Source organism: Falsochrobactrum ovis (assembly GCF_003259955.1).
GTDB lineage: Bacteria > Pseudomonadota > Alphaproteobacteria > Rhizobiales > Rhizobiaceae > Brucella > Brucella ovis_A.
Genome location: NZ_QLMK01000006.1, coordinates 109958 through 134374 on the forward strand (window position 1 = coordinate 109958; position 24417 = coordinate 134374).

Here is a 24417-nt window from a genome sequence, read left to right on the forward strand (position 1 = left end):
CACAAGGTGCCTAAGGGCATGATGGTACAATGGGCAGCTGCAATAGCTAGCTGCGCTTAGGCGATAATCGGACGGCAGGAATCCGCATTCATGGTAAGGCTAATCGGATATTTCTTCGGAATTGGGACGGTTCTGATGCTGTTGGTGGCAGGCGGGGTCGCTCTCTATGTGGGTAATCTCACCCACGACCTTCCGGATTACGAAGTTTTGGCGAAATATGAGCCGCCTGTCATGACGCGTGTGCATGCGTCTGATGGTAGCCTTATGTCAGAATTCGCACGCGAACGCCGTCTTTACCTTCCCATTCAGGCCGTGCCAAACCGCGTCAAAGCCGCGTTTATTTCTGCCGAAGACAAGACTTTTTATGAACATCATGGCCTAGATTTTGGTGGGTTAGCGCGCGCTGTTGTAACCAATATCAAGAATATGGGAACAGGCCGGCGGCCGGTGGGCGCTTCGACCATTACCCAGCAGGTTGCAAAAAACTTCCTGCTTTCATCAAACCAGACCTATGATCGAAAGATTAAAGAAGCCATCCTGGCCATGCGCATTGAGCAGGCCTATTCCAAAGATCACATTCTTGAACTTTACTTGAATGAAATTTTCTTTGGCCTCGGATCATATGGTATCGCCGCTGCTGCTCTTTCCTATTTTGACAAATCGGTAGGCGAATTGTCGATCGCAGAAACTGCCTATCTAGCGGCGTTGCCGAAAGGCCCCAACAATTACCATCCTTACCGCTATCCAGATCGGGCCATTGAGCGCCGCAACTGGGTCATCGATCGCATGTATGAGAATGGCTATATAACTTCGGCAGAAGCCGAAGAGGCAAAGAGCGAGCCATTAGGCGTAAAGCCGCGTACTGCGACCCATTATCTTTTTGCTTCTGAATATTTCGCCGAGGAAGTTCGCCGTCAGATTATTCAGAAATATGGCGTGGACGCACTTTATGAAGGCGGTTTATCGGTTCGCACTACACTTGACCCCGCATTGCAGGTATCAGCGCGCAAGGCATTGCAATCAGCATTGCTGCGTTACGACGAAGCTCGTGGCTGGCGCGGACCCGTAAAAAATGTCGAAATCGGAAATGATTGGGGTACTGCTTTTGGAGACTTAGAGCCATTCTCTGATGTTCCCGAGTGGCGTCTCGCAATTGTTTTAAATGTTTCTTCGGCAGGCGTTGATATTGGATTGCAGCCGCCGCTTGAAGCATCGGGCTTGCGAAGCAAACAGCGTGATCGCGCTTTCATTGCGGCCGATGATATGAAATGGGCCATGCGCGTTATCAATATTGGCGGCAAGCGCAGCAGTGCTAAATCACCCGAAGGCGTCCTTGAGCGCGGTGATATTATTTTTGTATCAAAAGCCGAAGGCGATTCCCGTTATCGGTTGCAGCAGCCACCTAAGCTAGAAGGTGCTATCGTTGCGATGGACCCTCACACGGGCCGTGTTCTGGCGCTGGTGGGCGGATTCTCCTTTTCTGAGTCAGAATTTAATCGAGCAACACAAGCCTATCGCCAGCCCGGATCTTCGTTTAAGCCGGTTGTGTATGCCGCTGCTCTTGATAACGGATACACACCCGCATCAGTCGTTCTTGATGGGCCATTAGAAGTCGATCAAGGTGGCTCACTGGGTGTTTGGGCGCCTAAGAACTACTCGGGTAAATTCTCCGGCCCTTCCACATTGCGTTATGGCATTGAACAATCGCGCAACGTCATGACCGTGCGTCTTGCACAGGATATGGGCATGAACATCGTGGCAGAATATGCGGAGCGGTTTGGTATCTATGATAAAATGATGCCAGTGCTTTCCATGTCTCTCGGCGCAGGGGAAACTACTGTTTTGCGGATGGTGACGGCTTATTCTGTGATGGCCAATGGCGGCATGAGTATTACGCCCTCAATGATCGACCGCATTCAGGATCGTTATGGCAAAACCGTATTTAAACATGATGAAAGAAAATGCGAAAATTGCAACGCGCTCCAATGGGCTAATCAGGACGAGCCAACTCTGATCGACGACCGGGATCAGGTACTTGATCCGATGACTTCGTATCAGATCACCTCCATGATGGAAGGCGTAGTGCAGCGCGGAACTGCCCAGCTTCTCAAAAGCCTTGACCGCCCAATTGCGGGTAAAACGGGTACTACCAACGACGAAAAAGATGCTTGGTTCGTTGGCTATACACCTGATCTCGTTGTGGGAGTGTTCATGGGATATGATACGCCGACGCCGCTCGGACGCGGTAATACCGGTGGCGCTCTGGCCGCGCCGGTGTTTAAAGCGTTCATGACCGAAGCGCTTGAAGGCACGCCAAAAACAAATTTCCGCGTTCCGGAAGGTATGACATTAATTGGGATCAATCGTAAGACCGGTATGCGGACCAATGAAGGTGATCCGAATTTGATCATGGAGGCTTTCAAGCCGGGAACAGGGCCTTCGGACACTTATTCCGTTATTGGAATGGATCAATATAGAGAGGGCGCGCCTGTGATTCCGCAGTCGCCCCAAGCCACAAGAGCAATTAATTCTGGTGCAGGCGGCCTTTACTGAGCACCCTCTTTACAGCTTAGGGCAGGCTAATTATGTTCCTGCCCGTTCAGGCGGAGTTTGACCGCTGAATCGAATGACGCGGAACTGCTCCCTCGGAGAGCCTGCGTTATTCTTACCACATACAGAATTGATAAAGGACGATTTACCCATGCGCGCGGAAATCGAGTCGCTGGTCGACGAAATCCAGCAGGCCATAAGCCTGCTGAGGAGGCATCTTTGACTGGGATCAGGCAATCAAACGTCTTGGTTATCTGAATCAGAAAGCTGAAGATCCGACACTTTGGGACGATGCACAAGAAGCCCAAAAACTGATGCGGGAACGCCAGAACCTGGAAGATAGCATCAATGGTCTAAACGGGCTGACGCAATCCTTAAATGATTGTATCGAACTCATCGCTATGGGCGAAGAGGAGGGCGATCAGTCAATTATTGAGGATGCAGAAGCGACAATCCGCGAACTCAAACAAGAGACAGATCGCCGTCAGATCGATATGTTGCTTTCAGGTGAAGCTGACTCCAACGACACCTATCTGGAAATTCATGCCGGAGCAGGCGGAACTGAAAGTCAGGACTGGGCGTCTATGCTGCTTCGGATGTACACACGCTGGGCAGAGCGCAGTGGCCGCAAGGTCGAAGTGATGGAAGTTCACTACGGCGAGGAGGCTGGCATCAAGTCGGCTACGCTTCTTGTAAAGGGGCATAACTCCTACGGTATGATGAAAACCGAATCGGGTGTTCATCGCCTTGTGCGCATTTCGCCCTATGATTCCAATGCTCGGCGTCATACATCCTTTGCCAGTGTTTGGGTCTATCCTGTGATCGACGATAATATCGATGTTCAGGTCAGTGAATCAGATGTGCGCATCGATACCTATCGGGCGTCCGGTGCAGGTGGACAGCATGTCAATACGACGGACTCCGCGGTACGTATCACGCATATTGCGACTGGTATCGTGGTTCAGTGTCAGGCCGAACGTTCACAGCATAAAAACCGTGAAAAAGCCTGGTCAATGTTGCGAGCCCGCTTATACGAGGAAGAGCTCAAGAAACGTGAAGAAGCGACTGATGCCGCCAACTCCACGAAAACGGAAATTGGCTGGGGCCATCAGATACGCTCTTACGTATTGCAACCATACCAGCTCATCAAAGACCTCAGGACAGGTGTTGAAAGCAGCAACCCTCAAGAGGTACTTGACGGTGAAGTGACGCCATTTATGGAAGCAGCGCTCGCGCACCGTATACATGGCGGAGCGGAATTAGTCGAAGATATCGACTGATAACAGCACAAATCAAAAGCGCCGGTTGAAAGCTTCAACTGGCGCTTTGTTCAAAAATTAGGCTATCTTTAACGGATCAGCCGCGTGTAATCCCGGGAACCGGACCGGTTATGATTGGATCAATTCCAAAAACCGTAAATTTCTGTGCTGAGATAATTCCATCTTCTAAATCAAGTTCCTGCGGCGCTGCTTCCGATGGCTTTTCTGGCAATGGTTGGATCAAAATTATCTGACGCTCATCAGCATTTGCAGAAAATCCGCTATATCCGAAAGCTAGAATTCCACATAGCAACGCGCCGCCAATCCTGACGGCTAGTTGTGCGGATGTACTATTAAAGCGAGAATGGCTCTGCATCGCATGTCCATTTCTGTTGCGCAGGAAATACATCCTTAATAGATGTTACGATTATGACCTCATCAAGGTTAATCAAAAATTTCTTAGATATAGTTAATTTAGCTTCTCCGCAGCTTCGAGTACTGCCTGTGCATGGCCAGCAACCTTGACTTTATTCCAAACTTGCGCGACCTGGCCATCTTTATCAATGAGGAAGGTGGTGCGTTCGACCCCCATATATTTGCGACCATACATACTTTTTTCGACCCAGACACCATAGGCTTCCAAAACGGTTTTATCTTGGTCTGAAGCAAGCTCGACCGTCAGATCATGCTTTGTTCGAAATTTTGCGTGTTTCTCAATACTATCAGGGGAAATACCAATGACTTTTGTATTTATTGCATCGAAATTCGGCTGTAGTTGCGAGAATTCAATGGCTTCTTTTGTACAGCCCGATGTATCGTCTTTTGGATAAAAATAGACGACGACCGCTTGTCCCCGGAACTCCGATAAAGAAATCGTCCCACGACGATCAGAAGCAAGGGTAAAATCTGGAGCTTTTTCTCCAACTTGAGGACGAGCCATAGGAAAGCCTTTCTTTGATGGAAATGCGACCATATCAGGTTATAGTTTGTGCTATCGCATTTAGATGGGAATATGCAAATATTCAGACCCGTTTTTGAGTGCGACCAACGAGAACAGAATATAGATATGATCTCCCTCACAACTCGTGGGCGAGATTGACTATGGAACGAATAATTCGGCTGGAATATTGACGGAAAAACCGCGCAGAATACGCTTCAGCAAAGGCGAGCTTGAAAGAATCGAACGTCTTACTTCACAAGACGTGCGCGATACTGGACGCGGTTTAAAACACACAAGACGTTCGTTCTTAACCCGTTTTTATCAATGCTTTTTGTCAGTTTGCATTGCTATATTTTTGATAGGTGGTGTCGGTTTTGTCGTTCTGCGCGGAGGCATAGACAGCGATCTATTGCGAGATGAAGCGCAGAAAAGCCTCAGTAATCTATTGGGCTCGGGCGCTACAGCCTCTATCGGCAATGCAGCGCTTTCGCTCGATCGAAACAGTTTGGTTGCGATTAATGCTCAAGATGTTTCCATATCGGATCCAGCACTTGGTGTTGCTATCAATAATATACGCTCTGTGCGTTTGGGCTTGTCACCGCTTCCCCTATTGACTGGCAAGATGCGCATCGCCGAATTGGCCATTGACGGGGCGAATTTTGAATTTTTAGAACAAGAAGGCCCGACTTTTTGGAAAACTTTGCCCTATGATGAGCAGGGATTGCTGGATTTTGATGCGATATCGCGTGAAATATTTGCTGCCATGCGCCATAATCTAGAATTGCTAGGTAAGCAGAATCCGCAAGCAATCGAACTCACCAACAGCACCATTCAATTTAAAGTCGGCGAAACCGTTCAGACTTTTCATATTCAAACGCTCAGACTAGTCGAAAAAACCGGCCAGATTTCTTTAGCTGGAAACGTTGAATGGAACGGTCAAAACATTCGTATGGTTGGTACCATTCTCTGGAAGGATGACCAGCGCAACGAGCTCGCAGCCTTCGAACTCCAGCTTCGCGATATTCCCGTGCGTCTGGGGCCTGCTGATGAAGTTGCACCGGTTCTAGAGAACACACATATTAATCCAGCACATTTCGTTTTTAGCGCAGTGGCGGATCTATTTCTCGCGGGCCAAGCCGCCACCTCGAATAAAGCTGAACGCCTCTCGGTGAATTTTGATGTCGATAATATCGACATGCAATTAGGAAAAATCGATGATGTTCGCGGTCGGGCGTCTCTTAAACTCGAACATGTGGTGGGAAGCAAAAAATTGGAGATCCTCCCGTCCCGAATTCAACTGAACGGTTTAAGTGCAAATTTTAATGGCGCAATTGGTCCCGATTCGGATTTCAAAGGCCAAGAGCAGGGGCCAGCCTATCGGTTCGAAGTTGTCACCAGCTCGGCAACCAGTTTGCCAGTAGAATCCAGCGATCCAGAGCTGTCATTTGGCGTGCATATAGGAGGGCGATTTTTCGCAGAAAACCAGCGCATTCAGTTCACGACGCTTGATCTGAAAACTGCGACAGGCGAGCTCTATGGGCAAGGAAGCATGGCGTTTGGCCAAGGCTCGCCGGAAATGATTTTCATGTTGCGCATACCCACTATGGCTGTGAGTGATGCAAAGCATCTTTGGCCGATTGATGTGGCCGATGGCGCGCGTGAATGGGTGATAAAAAACCTATTCGGAGGCACCCTGAAGGACAGTCGAATTGATATTTCGCTTGCAGGTGGACGCTTCAATGGCCCAGGTCGCCCCCCACCTATGACAGGGGAAGAAATCAAAGCGGATTTCAATGTAGTTGAAACACGCTTTGATGTTGTGGGCGAACTGCCACCGATAAGAGACGTTGTAGGCAACATTTCTGTTCGTGGTGCCCATGCGACTATTAAGCTCGATAAGGGAGTGGTCTACACCGATAATAACAGACAGGCACAAGTAACTGACGGGACGTTGATTATACCATGGGGGCCCCAACGCCCAGTTATAGCGGAACTGGATTTAACCGTTTCTGGTGATGCGGCAGCGATCATTGAGATTGCTGGCAAAAAGCCTATCGATATTCAGGACGCGATCCCTTTTTCGCCCGAAGATGCTACCGGTGAAGTTAAATCGCATGTTTTGGTCAATTTTGCGGTGTCGAGAGGCGCACCGCCCGGCACCTTGCAATGGAATGCCGATATAGATTTCAAAGACCTATCTCTTTCGCGCCGGATCGGTGGTTCATTCGTAACCGACGCTACGGGGAGTATAAAAGTCGATCAATCTTCGGCCATTATTAACGCAGAAGGACGATTGGACGGTATTCCGGCGACCGTGAGCATGACCGAACCGCTCAAGCGGTCGGGAATGGTAAAGCCGCAACAAAAAATCAAATTAGAAGTTGACGATAAAACCCGCGACAAGCTTTTCCCTGAGCTGAAAGGCTTGATTTCAGGCCCCATGACCGTCGAATTGGGCATGAAAAACGCAGATAAGCGGCACATACACGCCGATCTTGGGAAAACGCGGGTCTCTCTGCCCTGGCTGGGTTGGCAGAAGGGAAGTGGAGTTCCAGCAAAGCTTGAGTTTGATCTCATTGAAAAAGGTCCAGCTGAAGGCAAAAATTTTGATGTTGAGAACCTTGTTCTAACGGGCGACACTTTTGGTGCGAGAGGCGCACTGAGCATTGCTGATGGAAGTTTGCAATCAGTGGATCTGAACGAAGTTCGGCTGACCAGAGCTGACCGGCTTTCGCTCAAAACGGCCCTAAATGGAGGTAGCTATCGCGTTACCGTCAGAGGAGCGCGATTTGATGCCCGTGCGCTGATTAAGCAAGCCATGGAGCAAAATCATAAACGCTCAGGCTCACAAACCAAGGATAATTCTAGATTGGTGGTCAGTGCCCAGATCGACGAAGTGACTGGCTTCCATGGAGAAACCTTAAAGAATCTTGCGGTTTCGTATGAAAAAGCGGGCAGCAGAGTATCTGGCTTATCCATCAATGCGACGACGTCATCCGGCAAGAAGTTTACCGCTACAAATAACGATCAGGAAGGTGCCCGCTCCCTGACTTCGCGGTCAGAAGATGCCGGGGCAGTCCTTAGATTTTTTGATTTTTACGACAAAATGCGCGGAGGTAAAATCTCCGTCGGATTGGCAGGGCAGGGTGATGGCCCATTAAGCGGACAGATTGACGCTCGGGATTTTTCCATTGTCGATGAACCGCGCCTTGCTAAAATTGTATCCAGTTCACCGGAGCCGGGCGGCCGCAGTCTTGACCAGGCCGTAAAACGCAAAATCGATGTTTCGCGCGTTGATTTTGAACGCGGCTTTTCTTTTATAGAAATGGGAAAAAGATATCTAAAGCTTTCCAGAGGCGTCGTGCGCGGACCATCCGTTGGAGCCACCTTTCAAGGCACACTTTATGATTCCAAAGGAAGCATGGAGATTACTGGGACTTTCATGCCAGCTTATGGCCTTAATCGGATGTTCAGCGAAGTGCCTATTTTAGGTGCGCTGCTTGGCAATGGACGCGATAAAGGCTTGCTAGGTATTACCTTCAAACTGATTGGAAGCGCCAAGCAACCCCAGGTAATCGTCAATCCAATATCTATTATCGCGCCGGGCATCTTCCGCACGATATTCGAGTTTTAAGCATTAAAACGCAAAAAGCCGGATTGCCCCGGCTTTTTGTTTTACATCGTTTAAGTCGCGCCAATTATGCTGGTCGGATTAACACATGCCGCTTTTTACCTAAGGATACTTTGATCACTCCCTCATCATTCAAGGACGACGAATTGATGATCATGCGGGGATCGCTGACTGGCTCGTCATTAATCCGTACCCCGCCACCTTCCACATGCCGGCGCGCTTCACCATTTGTCGTGCAAAGTTCTGCCAAAACCATTAAGGCGAGAACACCGATACCTTCATTTAGCGTTGCTTTATGAACGCCGACGGTTGGAAGGTTGCTCGAAAGCTCTCCTTCTTCAAAGGTCTTTCTGGCGGTTTCCGCAGCCACATCAGCAGCCTCCCGACCGTGCAAAAGCGCGGTGACTTCGGTTGCCAGAACTTTCTTCGCTTCGTTGATTTCAGCGCCACCCAGTGCTGCCAGACGAGCAATTTCATCCAATGGCAGTGTGGTATAAAGCTTTAAGAAGCGTTCCACGTCCGCATCTTCCGTATTGCGCCAGTACTGCCAGAAATCATAAGTGCTGAGCATATCTGCATTGAGCCAGACAGCTCCGCCAAGTGATTTGCCCATTTTCTGCCCTGACGAAGTTGTCAGCAGTGGCGAGGTAAGGGCATAAAGCTGCGGCGTGCCCATGCGATGGCCGAGGTCAATACCATTGATAATATTGCCCCACTGATCCGAACCACCCATCTGCAAGCGCATATCAAAGCGTTTGTTGAGCTCTACAAAATCATAGGCTTGCAGAATCATATAGTTGAATTCGAGGAATGAGAGCGATTGTTCACGCTCAAGCCGCATCTTTACCGAATCAAATGATAACATACGGTTGACCGAGAAATGGCGGCCGACATCGCGCAGAAATTCTAAATAATTAATGCCGCGAAGCCAATCCGCATTATTCACCATCATTGCATCGGTCGGGCCTTCGCCAAAGGTGAGGTAGTTTGCAAAAACACGCTGTATGCCAGAAATATTTTCGGCAATCGTCTCTTCGGTCATCAGCTTGCGTGCTTCATCCTTAAAGGATGGATCGCCCACCATTCCAGTGCCACCGCCCATTAAAGCCACGGGCTTATGCCCTGTTTTCTGGAGCCAGTGCAGCATCATGATCTGAATAAGACCACCTGCGTGCAAACTTGGTGCGGTAGGGTCAAAGCCGATATAAGCTGTGACGGTTTCCTTAGCCATCAATTCATCAAGGCCGCTTTCATCTGAAATTTGATGAATGAATCCGCGCTCGGACAGCGTGCGTAGAAAATCGGATTTGAAACCGGACATGCCCATTTCCTGACTGATAAGGCGAAGTTGAGAACTTAGTAAGCAAGCGCTTACCCTATTGAGATATTCTGCCTTTAACATCATTCATTGGAGAATAACAAGGAAAGTCCGGCATGAGTAAGCTAAAACGCGCTATTGGCCTGATGAGCGGCACCTCGATGGACGGTGTTGATATCGCTCTTGTGGACACTGACGGCGAGACTCGAATCAAGCGCGGACCCTCAGCCTTCATGCCTTATTCCGATGGATTTCGCGCAAGGTTGAAAGCGGCTTTAGTGGATGCGCGTGCAATTTCAGAAAGACAGCAGCGCCCTGGAGGCTTGGCACGGCTAGAGCGAGACCTAACTTTGTTGCATGCAATTGCGCTGCATGATTTCCTATATCAAAACGCTTTGATGGCTCAAGACATTGATGTTGTCGGCTTTCACGGACAAACAGTTCTTCATCGCCCCCAATCCGGTCTGACCGTTCAGCTCGGTGATGGAGAATTACTCGCATCAGAAACTGGAATTCCAATAATCTATGACATGCGCGCCGAGGATATGCGGCATGGTGGTGAGGGCGCACCACTTATTCCTGCCTATCACGCTTCGCTTGCACAAAGCCTTTCCGGCAAGCTCAAACTTCCTGCCGTTTTTGTGAATATTGGTGGTATTTCAAACCTCACCTATGTCGGGCCCGATGGCTCACTCGTTGCTTATGACAGCGGACCCGGAAATATGCTTATTGATCAATGGATGGAGTTAAACCGACAGGGTAGCTTTGATGCGGGTGGTGATATTGCCATGAGCGGCGAGATCAACCGCGAAATTGCAGATCGTTATCTTGAAAACCCCTTCTTTAAATCCAAACGTCGAAGCTCGCTGGATCGCAGTGATTTTTCGCCATTGAAAGAAGGGGAATTGTCGCTTGCGGACGGAGCGCGAACCCTAGCTTATATAAGCGCTGCTTCTATTATCCGCTCTGCAGAACATCTGCCCTCCACCCCCCGAACTTATATCATAAGTGGCGGTGGACGTCTGAACAAATCCATAATGACAGAACTCTCTGCGCTGGCCGCAGGGCAGGGCGCGATAGTCATTGATGCAGACGAACTTGGCCTTAACGGTGATTCGATGGAAGCAGAAGCATGGGGATTTCTTGCCGTGCGATCTCAAAAGGGCTTACCGCTGACCTATCCAACGACGACCGGATGCATAAAGCCAGTTTCAGGTGGCGTTCTGGTCTTGCCTAAAAAATAAAATCGGCGGGAAACCCCGCCGATCGCATTTAGATTTTGTTATCGGTTTAGCGCAAACGCTTTTGGCGTACTTCCGCCAGTTCGCCTGCCAAGCGGCGGTCAAGATATTCCGAACATTCCGCAATGAGCTCGTCACCCATTCCGGTGAAAAAGTGGTTGGCACCGGGCATCGTATTCTGAGTGATCGTAATGCCCTTTTGGGATTTAAGCTTGTCCACCAGAACCTGAACGTCCTTCGGCGGTGCCACCTTGTCCTGTTCGCCATGAATAATCAGGCCGGATGATGGGCAGGGCGCTAGGAAGGAAAAGTCATAGATATTTGGCTGCGGCGCAATTGACATAAACCCTTCGATTTCTGGCCGGCGCATCAAAAGCTGCATTCCGATCCAGGCGCCAAAAGAATATCCGGCAATCCAGCAATTTTTCGAGTCAGGATGAAGTGCCTGCACCCAATCGAGCGCGCTTGCCGCGTCGGACAATTCCCCTGGGCCGTGATCAAACTGACCCTGACTGCGTCCGATGCCACGGAAATTAAAGCGCAGCGTGGTGAAGCCCCGCTCTTGGAACATGTAAAACAGATCATAAACGATCTTATTATTCATAGTTCCGCCAAACTGTGGATGCGGATGTAGGATCAACGCAATTGGTGCGTTTTTTTCCTTAGAAGGCTGATAGCGGCCCTCAAGGCGTCCAGCAGGTCCATTGAAGATGACTTCAGGCATATTCACTCCGCTTGTAACCGGGTAACCGGAAGAGACGATCCTAAAACGGCATGCTTGACGAGAAGCTCAGCCGCTTTTAGAACCGTGGAAATTACTTTTGACTGAACCGAGTTCAGTTGCTGAGATGGCTTAATAGGCTTTTCCTGATTGAAAATTCAAGAAAATTGCGCTCCAAGCCCTATGCTAAGGAGATAAGATCAGTGATCTCGACCGGCAAGAGGCTCTATCTGGATTATAATGCCAGCGCTCCGCTGCTTGATGAGGCGCGGGATGCTGTCATCGCCGCGCTCGACATTTTGGGTAATCCCTCATCCGTTCACAAGGAAGGCCGGGCAGCGCGCGCACTCGTTGAAACAGCAAGGCGCAATGTCGCTTCTCTGGTTAATGCCAACCCCGCGCATGTGTTCTTTACCTCTGGTGCCACTGAGGCCGCTTCTACGCTTTTGACACCCAATTACATGATGGGACGAGCGCCTATTCGCATGTCACATCTATATGTCGGCTCAACAGAACATCCTTGCGTACTCGCTGGTGGGCAATTTCCTACGGAAAACATCAGTTTCATCCCCGTTTCCCCAGATGGATTGCTCCACCTTGACGCGCTTCAATCGGCGCTCAATGCACATGATAAGGCGACTGGACTGCCTTTGGTGGCCGTTCAAGCCGCAAATAATGAAACTGGCGTTTTACAGCCCATTGAAGAAATTGCTGCGGTTGTGAAAGCCGCTGGCGGGGTTTTAATCGTCGATGCAGTTCAAGCCGCAGGACGTATTAATATCGATATTACAAATAATTATGCAGATTACTTAATTATTTCATCCCACAAAATCGGTGGCCCCAAAGGGATTGGTGCAGTTATTGCCGTTTCTGATCTGATGATGCCGCAGGCGCTGGTCCGTGGGGGTGGGCAGGAAAAAGGACATCGTGCCGGAACCGAGGCTCTGCCGTTAATAGCGGGTTTTGGCGCTGCCGCGACTTGTGCTGCGGCCCGCCTGGAAAATGGTGGCTGGTCATCCGATATGCGTGATCGGTTGGAGGCAGGGATTCTTGAAATTGCCCCCGAGGCAACAATATACGGACACAAGGCACCCCGTATTCCCAATACGACTTTCTTTTCTTTGCAAGAGCAGAAAGCGGAAACGGTGCAAATAGCGTTCGACCTTGCCGGTATCGCTCTATCTGCGGGCTCGGCATGTTCGTCTGGCAAAGTGGGGCCAAGCCATGTGTTAGCAGCCATGGGCTTTAAAAATGGACCAGGCGCTATCCGCGTTTCGCTTTCTCCGGATGTTTCGACGGAAAATGTGGATCAGTTTCTAAAGGCCTTGGAGCAGATTGTATCGCGATATCAGCGTTCAAAAGGGAAGTGAGCTGCAATTAACGCGGTCATGAACAATTATTCTTGATTTTTTCAGGCAAATTTTGTGCGAGCGCTTGAATTTTAGTTTAGAGAGGTTTTAAAGAAGCTTCACAAACACTATATATGGTGGCGATAGGGTAGCTATCATCATCAGACGTTTGCAACTGTCGGATCTTGAACCCGACGAGGATGGAGAACGCCAATGCCTGCTGTGCAGGAGACCATTGATCAGGTCCGCAGCTTGGATGTGGACCAATATAAGTATGGCTTCGAAACTGAAATCGAAGTCGATAAAGCCCCCAAAGGCCTTAACGAGGATATTATTCGATTCATTTCGGCTAAGAAAAATGAGCCGGAATGGATGCTTGAATGGCGCCTGAAGGCTTATGAACGCTGGCTGACCATGGAAGAGCCTTCCTGGGCGCGCGTCGATTATCCTAAGATCGATTTCCAAGACGCATATTATTATGCAGCTCCGGTAAATCAGACCGGCCCGAAGTCGCTCGATGAAGTCGATCCGGAGCTATTACGCACCTATGAAAAGCTGGGTATCCCGCTTCGCGAGCAGGAAATTCTTGCTGGCGTGCGTAAGCACGGTGAGCCGAGCGAATTTGATGCAGAGCCTTCAGATAACGTTTATGCGTCTGGACGCGTGGCCGTCGATGCCGTCTTTGACAGTGTTTCGGTCGTTACAACGTTTAAAGAAGAGCTTGCCAAAGCAGGTGTGATTTTCTGTTCGATTTCGGAAGCGATTCGAGAGCATCCTGAACTGGTTCAGAAATATCTCGCATCCGTTGTGCCAGTCTCGGACAACTATTACGCCACACTGAATTCTGCGGTGTTTACGGATGGGTCTTTCGTATATGTTCCGAAAGGCGTTCGCTGCCCTATGGAGCTTTCGACCTATTTCCGCATTAACGAGCGTAATACTGGCCAGTTTGAACGCACGCTGATCATCGCTGAAGAGGATTCATACGTTTCCTATCTTGAAGGCTGCACCGCACCGCAGCGCGACGAGAATCAACTTCACGCAGCCGTTGTTGAATTGATTGCGTTGGATAATGCAGAAATCAAATATTCAACGGTGCAGAACTGGTATCCAGGAGATAAGCAAGGCAAGGGCGGCATCTATAACTTCGTTACCAAGCGTGGTGATTGCCGTGGCGACAACTCCAAAATCTCATGGACTCAGGTCGAAACCGGTTCCGCTGTAACCTGGAAATATCCGTCCTGCATCCTGCGTGGCGATAATTCCCGTGGCGAATTCTATTCGATTGCTGTCTCGAATGGCTATCAGCAAATCGACAGTGGCACCAAGATGATCCATCTGGGCAAGAACACGTCGAGCCGCATTATTTCGAAGGGTATTTCAGCCGGAAACTCCAGCAATACCTATCGCGGACAGGTTACGGCACATCGCAAGGCCGAAAATGCTCGTAACTTTACCCAGTGTGACTCGCTGCTGATCGGCAATGACTGCGGCGCGCATACGGTGCCTTATATCGAAGCGAAGAATGCCACGTGTCAGTTTGAACACGAAGCGACCACTTCCAAAATTTCTGAAGATCAGCTGTTTTATGTGATGCAGCGCGGTATTCCAGAAGAAGAGGCAATTGCTTTGATCGTGAATGGCTTCGTCAAGGAAGTTATTCAGGAACTGCCGATGGAGTTCGCCGTTGAAGCTCAGAAGCTGATTGGCATTTCGCTTGAGGGTAGCGTTGGTTAATCCAGCGCTCATCCCCTCGCTTTTTTAGTCGAATTTCAAGCCAGAATGTGACTGGCAGAGCGGCTTTTCAAGCCGTAAGAAAACAAGGTTTATACCCCATGCTTGAGATCAAAAACCTTCACGCAAAGATTGCGGACTCCGATACTGAAATCATTCGCGGTCTGAATCTCACCGTCAAAAAAGGTGAAGTTGCTGCTATCATGGGCCCTAACGGTTCGGGCAAATCCACCCTGTCTTATATTCTGGCAGGTCGTAGTGATTACGAAGTGACCGAAGGCGACATTCTTTACAACGGTGAGTCGATCCTCGAACTCGATCCGGCTGAACGTGCGGCTAAGGGCATCTTCTTGGCTTTCCAATATCCAATGGAAATTCCAGGCGTTGCGACTATGGAATTCCTTAAAGTCGCAATGAATAGCCAGCGTAAAGCTCGCGGCGAAGCCGAGTTGAAAGTTCCGGAATTTATTAAACGTGTTAAGGACGCTGCTGGCGACCTCAATATTGATATGAGCATGCTGAAGCGCCCACTCAACGTTGGCTTCTCTGGCGGTGAGAAAAAACGCGCTGAAATCTTGCAAATGCGGCTGCTTGAGCCACATCTTTGTGTGCTCGATGAGACCGACTCCGGACTGGACATCGACGCGCTTAAGATCGTTTCTGATGGCGTTAATGCATTGCGTTCGCCAGACCGGGCAATCGTAGTGATCACCCACTATCAGCGTCTGCTTGACTATATCGTACCGGATGCGGTGCATGTTCTTTACAAAGGACAAGTCATCAGATCCGGCGACAAGGATCTTGCACGTCACCTCGAAGAGAATGGTTATGCCGAGCTGATCGGCGAAGCAGCCTAAGGAGGGATGGATCATGAATATCCAGACCGCACGGCCGCGCACACCGGCTGAAACTGTACTTATTGACAGTTTCACCCAACGCGTTGGCGAATTGCCTGGTAACGCTGATGTTGCGGTAGCACGCGATACAGCACTTGAAACTTTGAAGGTCCATGGGCTGCCATCGCGTCGGATCGAAAGCTGGCACTATACGGATTTGCGCACCTTACTCAAAGGCGTTGCTGCTTTTGATGATGCGGCAGAGTCACAATCTCTGCCAGCTCTGCTGGCCGGTTCAACCGTGCTCACGGTTAACAATGGTGTTGCGCTTAATGGCAATGCACCCGAGGGCGTCACACTCGCTCCGGTCCGCGATGAGTTGAGCAATGGTTCGCTGCTCCCACAACTTGGCATCCGTGGGACAGACGATACGATCGGCCAGATCAACGCTGCTTATGTCAGCGATGGCTGGTCGCTCACAATCGCTGATAACACGACGCTCGATGCTCCGCTGGAATTGCAAAACATCCAAAAAAGCGGACAGGGACACACGCGTTTTCCTGCTTCTTTTGGGCCAAATTCCAAAGCGACGATCATTGAACGCCAGTTGGGCGGCGAAACTGACGCTTTCTCGACTGTTGTCAGTCATGTCACGGTTGGTGACGGCGCAGAAATTATTTGGGTGATCTTGCGCGAATTCGGGCAGGGCACTCAGTTGTCGCAGTTCAACTGTAAGCTCGGTAAAGATGCAAAGCTAACGCTTTACATCATCAATGCCGGTGGCAAGCTGGTCCGTCACGAAGTTCATGCCGATGTTGAAGGCGAAGATACGGATTTTGAGCTTCGTGCTCTTAATCTTCTCGCTGATGACAGTGTCACGGACATCACTATGACTGTCGGACATTTGGTGGAGAACACGCGTTCAACCGAAATCGTTCGAAACGTTGTCAAGGATCGGGCGCGCGGTATTTTCCAAGGAATGATCCGCGTTGCGCAAATCGCTCAGAAAACTGATGCGCGGATGGCATGTAACACTTTGTTGCTGTCTGACGATGGAGCATTTGAAGCCAAGCCGGAATTGGAAATCTTCGCTGATGACGTGGCTTGCGGTCACGGTGCGACAGTGACCGAAATTCAAGACGACCATCTTTTCTATCTGATGGCCCGCGGGATTCCGGAAAATGAAGCTCGTGGTCTGTTGATCAAGGCATTCATCGCCGAGATTATTGAAGAACTCGAAGACGAACCATTGGTCGAAGCGCTGGAAGATAAGCTGTCTGAATGGCTGACTGTCCATGCCTGATTAAACAGACGGGGCACAGCGACACGCTTTGCCCCGTTTTCCCGGCCCGAGGCAGAAGGACTGATCATGGATCAGAGAAAGCCAATGATTGCATCTTATGACGTTGAGGCGATACGGGCGGACTTTCCCATTTTGTCTCGTGAAATTCATGGTAAGCCGCTTATTTACCTAGACAATGGAGCTTCGGCACAAAAGCCGAAATCCGTAATCGACGCGGTTACAAACGCATATGCGAATGAATATGCCAATGTGCATCGCGGCCTGCACTTTCTTTCCAATGCAGCCACCGACGCCTATGAAAAGTCGCGTGAAACTGTTCGTCGCTTTTTGAATGCCAGCTCGGTCGACGAGATCGTCTTTACCAAAAATGCGACTGAAGCCATCAATACGGTCGCTTATGGCTATGGAATGCCAAATATCGGCGAGGGCGATGAAATAGTTCTGTCGATCATGGAACACCATTCCAATATCGTGCCATGGCATTTTATTCGCGAACGTCAAGGTGCTAAATTGGTGTTTGCGCCGGTGGATGACGAAGGTGTCTTTCATATTGAGGAGTTCGAAAAGTGCCTCACTGACCGAACAAAACTCGTCGCAATCACCCATATGTCAAACGCGCTTGGCACGGTCACACCCATCAAAAAAATCGTTCAACTCGCTCACGAACGAGGCATTCCGGTTTTGGTGGATGGCAGCCAAGGAGCAGTCCATCTACCTGTGGACGTTTTGGACTTGGGCTGCGATTGGTATGTTTTCACTGGTCACAAAGTTTATGGCCCTTCGGGCATAGGCGTGCTCTATGGACGCGCTGAAATGCTCGAAAAAATGCGACCCTTCCAAGGCGGGGGCGAGATGATTGAAGAAGTGACGGAGGAAAACGTTACCTACAATCATCCACCACACAGGTTTGAAGCGGGGACACCGGCTATTGTTCAAGCAATCGGCTTGGGTGCTGCGCTTGAATATATGGAGAAAATCGGTCGAGAGGCGATCCTTGCGCATGAAGAAGATCTGCGCGACTATGCGCATGAGCAGTTAAGTCGGATAAATTCGTTACGAATTTACGGAAATGCGCCCGATAAAGGAGCCATTATTTCCTTTGCGCTCGAAGGAATTCACGCCCATGATGTTTCAATGGTCATTGACCGGGCGGGAATTGCAGTGCGAGCCGGCACGCATTGTGCGCAGCCCCTCTTGAAGCGTTTTGGCGTAACCTCCACGTGCCGAGCATCCTTCGGTCTCTATAATACGCGGGCCGAAATCGATGCGCTTGCGGATGCGCTGGAAAAGGCGAAAAGGTTTTTCGGATGAGCAATACAGAACAGATGCCTAAGACTACAACTGAGGTAGATGCTGCGGAATCTACGGAAAACAAAAGCGCGTTATCAGCTTCATCAATTCCGCAGGACGAATTGTTGCGAATGACCGATGATATCATCGCTGCGCTTAAATCCGTTTATGATCCTGAAATTCCGGCGGACATTTATGAACTCGGTTTGATCTACAAAATCGATATCGAGGACGATCGCACGGTCAAGATCGAAATGACCTTGACGGCTCCCGGCTGCCCGGTTGCCGGTGAAATGCCGGGCTGGGTAGAAAACGCTGTTAGCGCAGTGGAAGGTGTCTCATTTGTTGAAGTCACTATGACGTTCGATCCTCCTTGGACACCAGATCGCATGTCTGAAGAGGCACAAGTCGCTGTCGGTTGGTACTGACCTATTAGTTGCAGGGAGCTTTTGCATTCGCGGGCAGAGCGGGGTGTTTAGATTAATAACCCGTGGTACTAGCGTAATGCATTGAGGTTTTTCCAAGCGCTCCCTGCAATAAACCCACCAGGCCTCCTGCTGCTTTCGCTGTTGCAACCAACCCGTAGGGTCCTCTGATGGAGATGGACAGTATGGCAGCCAACAGCCGTAATAGCCGCCCAATCGATCGCAAAGGTAGCTGGCGAAGACTTTGCCATGGGTTGGCCCGATAACGTGCGTTAAATTCTGTTATATTGTGATCGCGGTCGCGGCGATAATAATAGGAAAGTTTGAGGCGGGCCAGTGGAACCGTTTCATAAACGATAGCATCGCAAGCCCAGCCAGTTTTAGCGCCCAAAGATTTTGCTTGGGCGCATAATTGCCAGTCTTCACCGCCCGTCAGTCCAAAGTTTGTATCAAAACGAAGTCCTGTTGACCGAAAGAAATCTAGGCGCCCCAACCAACTACCTGTAGCGACTTTGATATTATTGCTTTTTCCTTGCGCACATTTGAGCCTGTTTCTCCGCTCAGATCGGCTTTCAGCCTGTTGAACGCCGGAAAGAATCATTTTTTGCCAAAGCGATAATTCTGAAACATCCGCCGTTGGCCTGACCGGCGAGCCAACGATATCAAGATCCAACCTGTCACGTTCTTTGCATAGTTGGACGAGCCAATCCCATTCTACGATTTCATCATCATCGACAAATACGAGATAATCAAAATGGTTATCTATGGCAAAATTCAAAGCACAATTGCGCGCGGCGGATAAGCCTAAAGTTGGCTCCAAAAGATACTCAATCTGGTCGTTAACCATTTGCTGCCGAAAACTCAAGATTTGAGGCTCAAGGCTCGGCGCCGAATTGTTTTCCACGATCAGAAAAATTACGTTCATATCGGAAGGACGCGTAATTTGAGCCAAAGACGCAAAAAGCTTGCAGAGCATCTTAGGTCTATTACGAGTAACCACCGATATGCAAAGTCGACGTTGCTTCGTATATTCTACCTGACTAGAAGAAATGATATAAATACCTTTTAAATATAGAATTATATTTGTATTATTTAAAATATAGATATTATACGCACTAAATTTATTTATATAAATAATGAAGATAACAGAGGAAATCAGATTGTAAACCACCTGATTAGATGCCCTCTAAATGACACGACTGCAATTCATGCAATGAATGGGTCTGTTTCTGGAAAAATTCAAGCAGATAATTCGGTCATAAATGTGTTGATAAAAACAAGGACAATTTTTGATTCTGCCGATTGTTTAATCGAATCACATGAATCTGCGCTGCTATCGCAGAATTATTTTAGGAGGATTACTTTATTGAAGAATTCTCACGAATACGCCGAACTTGGCATATTTTCTGAAATAGATATCAGTGCGGTATTTTGGTGCCCCCAGCAAGACTCGAACTCGCGACCCCCTGATTACAAATCAGGTGCTCTACCAACTGAGCTATAAGGGCACTGCGGGTTGAATTAGCATAATTACAGCGTGTGTAAAGTAAAAAATTATCTCCGCAGGATAATGTTAAGCCAATTCCCCTTATGCTAGTTAGATATGGGGATAAGTTGGCATATTTGGTGCCGTTTTAAGGCAAATAGGAAAGATCCGAACTTGGCGTTTCATTTTCTCTCATCCGGAACTGAAGAATCGCTTGCCGCGGAAAAAGAACTTATTAAGCGCTATGGTCAAGCCACAGCTGAGGAGGCTGATATTATCATCGCGCTCGGTGGGGACGGCACGATGTTGCAGGCGCTACGCGATTTTATGAACAGCGGCAAACCCGTCTATGGAATGAATCGCGGTTCAGTAGGATTTCTGATGAACGAATTTAGCCTAGATGATTTGCCCGCAAGAATTGAGGTGGCCCAGAAAGAAACAATCAAACCGCTGGAAATGATCGCGGAGACCGCTAATGAACCGCCATTTGTCGCCGTTGCGATTAATGAAGTTTCTCTTTTTCGGCAATCTTATCAAGCCGCAAAGGTTCGCATCACGATTGATGGAAAAGTGCGGTTGGAAGAACTCGTATGCGACGGTGTCATGGTGGCCACGCCAGCTGGCTCAACGGCGTATAATCTTTCTGCACAGGGTCCCATTCTGCCCCTTGAAGCGCAATTGCTGGCTCTGACGCCGGTTAGTCCTTTTCGCCCGCGCCGGTGGGGAGGCGCGCTGTTACCGAAACATGTGACCGTTCGACTGGACCTTTTAGAAACAGAAAAACGCCCCGTGAATGCGGTAGCCGACAATAGTGAAGTTAAGTCTGTGCGCTCAGTTACCGTACGCGAGATGCCAGACAGCCAAGTGGACATCTTATTCGATAAAAATCATTCCTGGGATGAGCGGATAATTACTGAGCAGTTCAGGCACTCATTGTGAGAAACTGTGTGACGGGGCATTCGAAAAGGCGAATAAATTACGAAAATTTATTCATATACGTATAGTTTTATAGTTCGCGATGGTATTTTTGTTGACTTTTGTGCGTCTTAGACGTAGGCGATGCTGTGTGAAGACGTTTTTGCGTCTAGACGCCTCTTCTGCCTTGGTTCCTGCGCCCGATGACGCGGCTGCATAGACAGGAAGAGGTGGGACTTATTTTCCAACAGAGAGCTACGCCTCCATTGACGACATTTGCCGAACTCGGTCTTTCTCCGAAAGTGCTTGCTGCGGTCGAAGCAGCAGGATACACCGCGCCAACACCTATCCAGGCAGGCGCTATCCCGCCAGCACTCGAGCGCAAGGATGTCCTTGGCATTGCTCAGACGGGAACGGGTAAGACCGCTTCCTTTGTTCTGCCAATGCTTCATTTGCTCGAAAAGGGCAGGGCCCGGGCACGTATGCCCCGCACACTGATCCTTGAGCCTACGCGTGAACTCGCGGCCCAAGTTGAAGAAAATTTTGAAAAATATGGTGTCAATCAGCGTCTGAATGTTTCGCTGCTGATTGGCGGCGTTTCCTTTGAGGAACAAGAGCGTAAGCTAGAACGCGGTGCGGATGTTTTGATCGCGACGCCTGGTCGGCTTATGGATCACTTCGAGCGCGGCAAGTTATTGTTGACCGGTGTTGAAATTCTGGTCATCGACGAAGCCGATCGCATGCTTGATATGGGTTTCATTCCCGATATTGAACGGATTTGTAAGCTCATTCCATTCACACGGCAGACTCTGTTCTTTTCAGCGACTATGCCGCCCGAAATCACAAAGCTGACTGAACAATTCTTGCATTCTCCGGTTCGTGTCGAAGTTGCAAAAGCATCGTCTACCGCGCAAACAGTTACTCAACGCCTCGTAAAGTCGGGCAAAAAGGACTGGGATAAGCGCGCAGTGTTACGCGACCTCATTCGCAGCGAAGGCGATTCCCTCAAAAATGCGATTATTTTCTGTAATCGTAAGAAAGATGTCTCGGAACTTTTCCGTTCGCTTATAAGACATGAATTCGATGCAGGCGCATTGCATGGCGATATGGATCAACGCGCGCGCACCGCGATGCTGGCAGGGTTCAAAGAAGGCAAACTTCGACTTTTGGTAGCGTCAGACGTGGCAGCCCGTGGACTGGATATTCCAGACGTAAGCCATGTTTTCAATTTTGACGTTCCAAATCACGCCGAAGATTATGTGCATCGTATTGGTCGCACCGGTCGAGCTGGCCGGTCAGGCAAGGCATTTACGATCGTAACAACGGCGGATAAGAAATATCTCGCTGCGATAGAATCCATGATCGGACAGTCCATCGAGTGGCATGACGGAGATTTGTCAACGCTGCCCGCAGAAGATGAGACTGTAGAAACCCCGCGTAAGGGCAAGAATAGTCGGGGTAAAGCTAAGGACGCAAAATCCGCCGAAAGGCCGAAAGCGGAACCTTTGGCGACAGAGGACGATCAGCCGGTAATCGTGGAAAATAAATCCCGCCGCGACCACAACACACAGGATGAACGTGGGGCTAGGCAACATCACGAAACCCACAAACGTCGTCGTGATCGTCATGATGATGACGGGCCGGTTCCGGTCGGTTTCGGTAACGACATTCCGGCATTCATGCTTATTCCCACCGGCGTGAATGCTCATAATCAGTAAGTTAAACGCGGAGAATCAACCAATTCTCCGCGTTTTATTTAACTTCAGACCTGCTTGCTCGCTCGGGATTGAGCGATTTAGGCAGCTCCAAGAGCTTCGTTTAAGCTATCTGGTGAAGCGGGAGCGAGTTCAACCGACTCCCCACAGCCGCAGGCTGAGGTCTGGTTTGGATTGTTAAAAACAAAACCGGTACGGAGCGTGGTGACTTCAAAATCCATCTGGGTTCCGAGCAGAAATAATACTGCCTCTGGCGCAACGAAGACTTTCGCACCGTTTTTTTCCACGACGTCGTCGCCCGCTTTTGGTTCTTGCACCAGGTCAATCGTATATTCCATTCCCGCGCAACCGCCTTTTTTGACGCCTACGCGAATGCCTAAAGAACCCTCATGGGAAGCCATGATTTCTTGGACGCGCGCGACCGCTGCATCGGTAAGGGACAAGACTGAGAAACGGCTCATTTATTTGTCTTTCGGTATGACTAATCACAGCTGGAACTACCAACTTGGGGTCGGCTAAGCTTTTTAATCTCTGCCACGTTTAGATTATAGGTAGTATTGTATCACCGCGTCCGCAAGACGCCAAATCCGGCTCTATACATCGTCCTATCGACCTTGCTATCATCTCAGCACGATGAGAACGAACGAGAATAGAGGTTTCGATGACAAATAAACGAATTTTTCCGCTCATCGCCGCTAGTATTTTTACACTCTTACTCACGACGCAACATCCGTCCGCCTGGGCAGACCAAGATATAAAGCCAACCCCCAAAGCGGTTGAAGAAACTAAGCCCACAGAGCAAACTCGGGACGTAGCTGACGGGGTTATCGTACCCGATTATCGTGATGATCGGTCAACTCCGCAGGCATTGGTCGAATCCTATTATAACGCCATTAACCGCAAAGAATATGGCCGTGCCTATAGCTATCTCGAACAAAGCCACCGTGAGCCGGATTTTCAGAAATTTGTAAACGGTTATGAAAAGACAAAGAGTGTTAAAGTGGCGGTTCGCGAAGTTGAGCCAGACCCGGGGGCAGGGCAGATTTATTGGAGCCTGCCCATTGCCATTGAATCAGAAAGTGAACGCGGTCACAAAGAAGTGTTTGGCGGCTGCTATACTGTACATATATCCAATCCGAGCATGCAAGAAGGGCCATCATTCATTCCAATGCAGATAATGTCAGGCACTCTGACAAAATCGACTTTGAACCTAGAAGATAGTGTTCCAGAAGCTTGCGAAGCACCATAATGCTCTCATTCGTGCTCGTGCGACAGCTTTCTAACCCGCGTTTTTTATAAAATTGATTGTATTTGCGGGGAATATTGTCGAAGAGATGCTATTAGTATTAGGCACGACTATATGAGGGCCAGGAGCTAAAACGAAGCGGAGAGGCTTTCTCTAAAGGCACGCCATATTCGAAGTGAACTGCCCCCCATTTCGACCGGACAGGTCGGCATAAGCAGAAAGGCTCAAGCACAGGCTTGAGGACAGGCTTATGTCTAACGAGTATCGACACGTTGAATTGCTGACGGGTGATGTTCGCCGCAGGCGGTGGACAACCGAGCAAAAGCTGACGATCATTGAGCAGAGTTTTGAACCAGGCGAGACGGTATCGTCTACCGCTCGCCGCCATGGCGTTGCGCCCAATCTGCTTTACCGGTGGCGCAGGCTCTTGAGTGAGGGAGGTGCTGCAGCCGTGGATT

At 49.4% G+C, this 24417-nt stretch carries 20 protein-coding genes and 1 tRNA gene; 14 read left to right on the top strand and 7 right to left on the bottom strand.

Annotated elements, in window-relative coordinates:
* Positions 1-90 precede the first annotated feature (90 nt).
* Both C7374_RS09705 and prfB read left to right on the top strand, forming a co-directional pair.
* Positions 91-2553: a penicillin-binding protein 1A gene (locus C7374_RS09705; RefSeq protein WP_111575429.1), complete on the top strand. Its 2463-nt coding sequence runs from the start codon at positions 91-93 to the stop codon at positions 2551-2553.
* Positions 2554-2701: 148 nt separating this feature from the next.
* Positions 2702-3830 (top strand): peptide chain release factor 2 gene (gene prfB, locus C7374_RS09710; protein ID WP_111575430.1). Its coding sequence is split into 2 segments (ribosomal slippage): positions 2702-2770 and positions 2772-3830, totalling 1128 coding nucleotides; the frame shifts between segments, so codons are not numbered across the junction.
* Positions 3831-3906: 76 nt separating this feature from the next.
* Here the strand turns inward: prfB and C7374_RS09715 are convergent.
* Together C7374_RS09715 and bcp are read right to left on the bottom strand one after the other, a co-directional pair.
* A complete protein-coding gene (locus C7374_RS09715) occupies positions 3907-4185 on the bottom strand; it encodes a hypothetical protein (RefSeq protein ID WP_146612726.1) in 279 nt (92 codons plus the stop codon).
* 93 nt (positions 4186-4278) lie between these two features.
* Positions 4279-4749, bottom strand: coding sequence for a thioredoxin-dependent thiol peroxidase (gene bcp / locus C7374_RS09720; protein WP_111575449.1), 471 nt, complete (start codon positions 4747-4749; stop codon positions 4279-4281).
* A gap of 187 nt (positions 4750-4936) precedes the next feature.
* Here bcp and C7374_RS09725 point away from each other — a divergent pair, with 187 nt between their 5' ends.
* The gene (locus C7374_RS09725; protein WP_111575450.1) at positions 4937-8383 is read left to right on the top strand and encodes a DUF3971 domain-containing protein; all 3447 of its coding nucleotides are present in this window, start codon (positions 4937-4939) and stop codon (positions 8381-8383) included.
* Between the two features lie 64 nt (positions 8384-8447).
* Here the strand turns inward: C7374_RS09725 and tyrS are convergent, their stop codons facing one another.
* Positions 8448-9701 (bottom strand): tyrosine--tRNA ligase, encoded by a 1254-nt coding sequence (tyrS, locus tag C7374_RS09730; protein ID WP_111575432.1) that lies wholly within the window; start codon positions 9699-9701, stop codon positions 8448-8450.
* 113 nt (positions 9702-9814) lie between these two features.
* Between tyrS and C7374_RS09735 the strand changes: the two genes are divergently transcribed.
* The gene (locus tag C7374_RS09735; protein WP_111575433.1) at positions 9815-10942 is read left to right on the top strand and encodes an anhydro-N-acetylmuramic acid kinase; all 1128 of its coding nucleotides are present in this window, start codon (positions 9815-9817) and stop codon (positions 10940-10942) included.
* A gap of 46 nt (positions 10943-10988) precedes the next feature.
* Here C7374_RS09735 and C7374_RS09740 read toward each other — a convergent pair whose 3' ends face one another.
* Positions 10989-11663 (bottom strand): alpha/beta hydrolase, encoded by a 675-nt coding sequence (locus C7374_RS09740; RefSeq protein WP_111575434.1) that lies wholly within the window; start codon positions 11661-11663, stop codon positions 10989-10991.
* A 200-nt stretch (positions 11664-11863) separates the two neighbouring features.
* Here C7374_RS09740 and C7374_RS09745 point away from each other — a divergent pair, with 200 nt between their 5' ends.
* From C7374_RS09745 to C7374_RS09770, 6 genes are all read left to right on the top strand, one after another.
* Positions 11864-13030: a cysteine desulfurase family protein gene (locus tag C7374_RS09745; protein WP_111575435.1), complete on the top strand. Its 1167-nt coding sequence runs from the start codon at positions 11864-11866 to the stop codon at positions 13028-13030.
* Positions 13031-13222: 192 nt separating this feature from the next.
* Entirely contained in the window at positions 13223-14746 is a 1524-nt protein-coding gene (sufB, locus tag C7374_RS09750) for a Fe-S cluster assembly protein SufB (protein WP_111575436.1), read from the top strand.
* Between the two features lie 98 nt (positions 14747-14844).
* The gene (sufC, locus tag C7374_RS09755) at positions 14845-15600 is read left to right on the top strand and encodes a Fe-S cluster assembly ATPase SufC (protein WP_111575437.1); all 756 of its coding nucleotides are present in this window, start codon (positions 14845-14847) and stop codon (positions 15598-15600) included.
* A gap of 13 nt (positions 15601-15613) precedes the next feature.
* On the top strand, positions 15614-16882 hold the full coding sequence (gene sufD, locus C7374_RS09760; RefSeq protein ID WP_111575438.1) for a Fe-S cluster assembly protein SufD: 1269 nt from the start codon (positions 15614-15616) through the stop codon (positions 16880-16882).
* Positions 16883-16948: 66 nt separating this feature from the next.
* Positions 16949-18193, top strand: coding sequence for a cysteine desulfurase (locus C7374_RS09765; protein WP_111575439.1), 1245 nt, complete (start codon positions 16949-16951; stop codon positions 18191-18193).
* 14 nt (positions 18194-18207) lie between these two features.
* Positions 18208-18600 (top strand): SUF system Fe-S cluster assembly protein, encoded by a 393-nt coding sequence (locus tag C7374_RS09770; RefSeq protein ID WP_111575451.1) that lies wholly within the window; start codon positions 18208-18210, stop codon positions 18598-18600.
* A 52-nt stretch (positions 18601-18652) separates the two neighbouring features.
* Here the strand turns inward: C7374_RS09770 and C7374_RS09775 are convergent, their stop codons facing one another.
* Together C7374_RS09775 and C7374_RS09780 are read right to left on the bottom strand one after the other, a co-directional pair.
* Positions 18653-19648, bottom strand: coding sequence for a glycosyltransferase family 2 protein (locus C7374_RS09775; RefSeq protein ID WP_483459065.1), 996 nt, complete (start codon positions 19646-19648; stop codon positions 18653-18655).
* A 381-nt stretch (positions 19649-20029) separates the two neighbouring features.
* A tRNA-Thr gene (locus C7374_RS09780) sits at positions 20030-20105 on the bottom strand.
* Between the two features lie 95 nt (positions 20106-20200).
* On the opposite strand from C7374_RS09780, the gene C7374_RS09785 reads away from it, so the two are divergent.
* Together C7374_RS09785 and C7374_RS09790 are read left to right on the top strand one after the other, a co-directional pair.
* On the top strand, positions 20201-21022 hold the full coding sequence (locus tag C7374_RS09785) for an NAD kinase (RefSeq protein ID WP_111575440.1): 822 nt from the start codon (positions 20201-20203) through the stop codon (positions 21020-21022).
* A 242-nt stretch (positions 21023-21264) separates the two neighbouring features.
* Complete coding sequence (locus C7374_RS09790) at positions 21265-22716, top strand: DEAD/DEAH box helicase (protein WP_111575453.1); 1452 nt, start codon at positions 21265-21267, stop codon at positions 22714-22716.
* A 77-nt stretch (positions 22717-22793) separates the two neighbouring features.
* Here the strand turns inward: C7374_RS09790 and sufA are convergent, their stop codons facing one another.
* A complete protein-coding gene (gene sufA, locus C7374_RS09795; protein WP_111575441.1) occupies positions 22794-23174 on the bottom strand; it encodes a Fe-S cluster assembly scaffold SufA in 381 nt (126 codons plus the stop codon).
* Positions 23175-23374: 200 nt separating this feature from the next.
* Here sufA and C7374_RS09800 point away from each other — a divergent pair, with 200 nt between their 5' ends.
* Together C7374_RS09800 and C7374_RS09805 are read left to right on the top strand one after the other, a co-directional pair.
* Complete coding sequence (locus tag C7374_RS09800; protein ID WP_111575442.1) at positions 23375-23962, top strand: hypothetical protein; 588 nt, start codon at positions 23375-23377, stop codon at positions 23960-23962.
* A 247-nt stretch (positions 23963-24209) separates the two neighbouring features.
* On the top strand, positions 24210-24417 hold a 208-nt coding region (locus C7374_RS09805; RefSeq protein WP_146612714.1), incomplete at its 3' end, for a transposase.

What these genes read in the sequence shown, in the direction of transcription:
- C7374_RS09800 (WP_111575442.1), top strand. Translation starts at nt 23,375, where the DNA reads ATGACAAATAAACGAATTTTTCCGCTCATCGCCGCTAGTATTTTTACA.
- C7374_RS09715 (WP_146612726.1), bottom strand. Translation starts at nt 4,185, where the DNA reads ATGCAGAGCCATTCTCGCTTTAATAGTACATCCGCACAACTAGCCGTC.
- C7374_RS09770 (WP_111575451.1), top strand. Translation starts at nt 18,208, where the DNA reads ATGCCTAAGACTACAACTGAGGTAGATGCTGCGGAATCTACGGAAAAC.
- tyrS (WP_111575432.1), bottom strand. Translation starts at nt 9,701, where the DNA reads ATGTCCGGTTTCAAATCCGATTTTCTACGCACGCTGTCCGAGCGCGGA.
- sufC (WP_111575437.1), top strand. Translation starts at nt 14,845, where the DNA reads ATGCTTGAGATCAAAAACCTTCACGCAAAGATTGCGGACTCCGATACT.
- bcp (WP_111575449.1), bottom strand. Translation starts at nt 4,749, where the DNA reads ATGGCTCGTCCTCAAGTTGGAGAAAAAGCTCCAGATTTTACCCTTGCT.
- C7374_RS09765 (WP_111575439.1), top strand. Translation starts at nt 16,949, where the DNA reads ATGGATCAGAGAAAGCCAATGATTGCATCTTATGACGTTGAGGCGATA.
- C7374_RS09705 (WP_111575429.1), top strand. Translation starts at nt 91, where the DNA reads ATGGTAAGGCTAATCGGATATTTCTTCGGAATTGGGACGGTTCTGATG.
- sufD (WP_111575438.1), top strand. Translation starts at nt 15,614, where the DNA reads ATGAATATCCAGACCGCACGGCCGCGCACACCGGCTGAAACTGTACTT.
- sufA (WP_111575441.1), bottom strand. Translation starts at nt 23,174, where the DNA reads ATGAGCCGTTTCTCAGTCTTGTCCCTTACCGATGCAGCGGTCGCGCGC.
- C7374_RS09740 (WP_111575434.1), bottom strand. Translation starts at nt 11,663, where the DNA reads ATGCCTGAAGTCATCTTCAATGGACCTGCTGGACGCCTTGAGGGCCGC.
- C7374_RS09785 (WP_111575440.1), top strand. Translation starts at nt 20,201, where the DNA reads ATGGGGATAAGTTGGCATATTTGGTGCCGTTTTAAGGCAAATAGGAAA.
- sufB (WP_111575436.1), top strand. Translation starts at nt 13,223, where the DNA reads ATGCCTGCTGTGCAGGAGACCATTGATCAGGTCCGCAGCTTGGATGTG.
- C7374_RS09735 (WP_111575433.1), top strand. Translation starts at nt 9,815, where the DNA reads ATGAGTAAGCTAAAACGCGCTATTGGCCTGATGAGCGGCACCTCGATG.